Annotated in this window: 2 protein-coding genes; both read left to right on the top strand. The window is 39.4% G+C overall.

What is annotated here, in order from left to right; translation table 11 throughout:
* Window positions 1-86: 86 nt before the first annotated feature.
* Window positions 87-1,244, top strand: coding sequence for an iron-containing alcohol dehydrogenase (locus BN1372_RS00705; protein ID WP_062196988.1), 1,158 nt, complete (start codon window positions 87-89; stop codon window positions 1,242-1,244).
* Between the two features lie 46 nt (window positions 1,245-1,290).
* Window positions 1,291-2,416: aldehyde dehydrogenase family protein (locus tag BN1372_RS00700; RefSeq protein ID WP_062196987.1), on the top strand; the 1,126-nt coding region annotated here is incomplete at its 3' end.

Here is a 2,416-nt window from a genome sequence, read left to right as displayed (position 1 = left end):
GGGGGGTGGAAAGAAATGTTGTAATGATTCTGATATAAATCGTAAACACTAATGATTGGTTAAAATATTTGAAAGGAAGATGACTCATGGAAAACAAAGTATATGGATTTTATATTCCTAGTTTGAACTTAATGGGGAGAGGTGCGATTCAAGAAGTTGGCGACCGATTAAAAGGAGTAGGTGCCAAGAAAACGTTATTAGTCACAGATGAAGGGTTGAAACAACTTGGTATAGCAGATGAAATTGCATCGATTGTGAAAAAGGCAGGGCTAGATGTAGTGGTGTTTCCAGGAGCAGAACCCAATCCAACAGATAAAAACGTAAAGGCAGGGTTAGAGGTTTATCATAACGAGCAATGCGATTCTATCGTCTCTTTAGGTGGAGGAAGTTCGCATGATTGTGCAAAAGGGATTGGAATTGTCGCATCAAATGGTGGAACGATTCATGATTACGAAGGGGTAGATAAGTCAGAAAAACCATTACCACCACTTGTTTCTATCAATACGACAGCTGGAACAGCAAGTGAAATGACTCGTTTTTGTGTCATTACGGATACGAAAAGAAAAGTAAAAATGGCGATTGTTGATAAACATACGACACCACTTATTTCGATTAATGACCCCAATCTAATGATAGGAATGCCAAAAGGGTTAACAGCTGCAACAGGAATGGATGCATTAACACATGCAGTAGAAGCATATGTATCTACAGATGCTACTCCTTTAACAGATGCTTGTGCGATTAAGGCGATTGAATTAATTAGTCAATATTTACGTCGTGCTGTTGCAAATGGACAAGACATCGAGGCGCGAGAAAACATGGCCTATGCTCAATTTTTAGCAGGTATGGCATTTAATAATGCTTCTTTAGGTTATGTACATGCCATCGCCCATCAATTTGGAGGTGTTTACAATTTACCACACGGTGTTTGTAATGCGATTTTATTACCGCACGTTTGTCGTTATAACTTAATTGCAAAAGTGGACCGTTTTGTCGATATTGCATGGGCATTAGGCGAAAATGTGGCAGGTGTTCCGAATCGAGAAGCTGCAGAGCTTGCGATTGAGGCGATTGAATTATTAGCATATGATGTTGGGATTCCAGAAAACTTTACGGAATTAGGTGTGGAAAAAGTAGATGTTGAATTACTTGCTAATCATGCGATGAAAGATGCCACGATGTTAACAAATCCAAGAAAAGCAACCATCGAAGACGTAAAAGCAATAATTGAAGCTGCATTATAAAAAAGAAAAGTAGCTCTAGCTTTTGAGAATATGGGAGGGGAAAAAAGTGACGTATGCATTTCCAAATCAACCGGGTAGTAAAGTCCAATTTAAAGCGCAATATGAAAACTTTATTAATGGTGAATGGGTAGCACCGGTAAAAGGGCAATACTTTGAAAATATTACACCTGTTACGGGAAAAACCTTTTGTCGTGTTGCTCGTTCTAGTGCGGAAGATATTGAATTGGCGCTTGATGCGGCTCATGCTGCAAAAGATGAGTGGGCAAAAGTATCGCCAAGCGAAAGATCTTTAATTCTGCACCGTATTGCTGATCGGTTAGAAGAAAATATAGAAACATTAGCGGTTGCAGAAACGTGGGACAACGGAAAAGCAGTTCGAGAAACGTTACATGCAGATATTCCGCTTACGATTGATCATTTTCGTTATTTTGCTGGTGTGATACGTGCAGAAGAAGGAACGATTTCTCAAATTGATAATGATACAGTGGCGTATCATTTCAAAGAGCCAATCGGGGTGGTTGGACAAATTATTCCATGGAACTTTCCTATTTTAATGGCAGCATGGAAAATCGCCCCAGCGCTTGCAGCAGGAAATTGTCTTGTATTAAAACCTGCAGAACAAACGCCAACTTCTATTTTAGTTTTAGTAGAATTAATTCAAGATTTATTACCAAAAGGCGTGTTAAACATTGTGAATGGATTTGGAGTAGAAGCAGGGAAACCATTGGCATCGAACCCGCGAATTGGGAAGGTAGCGTTTACAGGAGAAACGACGACAGGGCGTTTAATTATGCAATATGCTTCGCAAAATATTATTCCAGTTACACTAGAATTAGGTGGAAAATCACCAAACATCATATTTGAAGATGTCATGCTAGAAGACGATGACTTCCTGGATAAAACAATCGAAGGAATGGTGTTATTTGCTTTAAACCAAGGGGAAGTGTGTACATGTCCCTCTCGTGCGTTAATTCAAGAATCTATTTATGAAAAATTTATGGAACGGGCTTTAAAACGAATTGAAGAAATTAAATTAGGCAACCCGTTAGACCTAGAAACAATGATGGGTGCCCAAGCATCAAATGAACAAATGAACAAGATTTTATCATACATCGACATCGGAAAAGCGGAAGGCGCGGAATGCTTAATCGGCGGGGAACGGAATGTTCCGG

It is taken from the genome of Massilibacterium senegalense (assembly GCF_001375675.1).
GTDB lineage: Bacteria > Bacillota > Bacilli > Bacillales > Massilibacteriaceae > Massilibacterium > Massilibacterium senegalense.
Note: the sequence above shows the minus strand (reverse complement) of the source record. Positions and strands in the feature narration are given on the sequence as shown.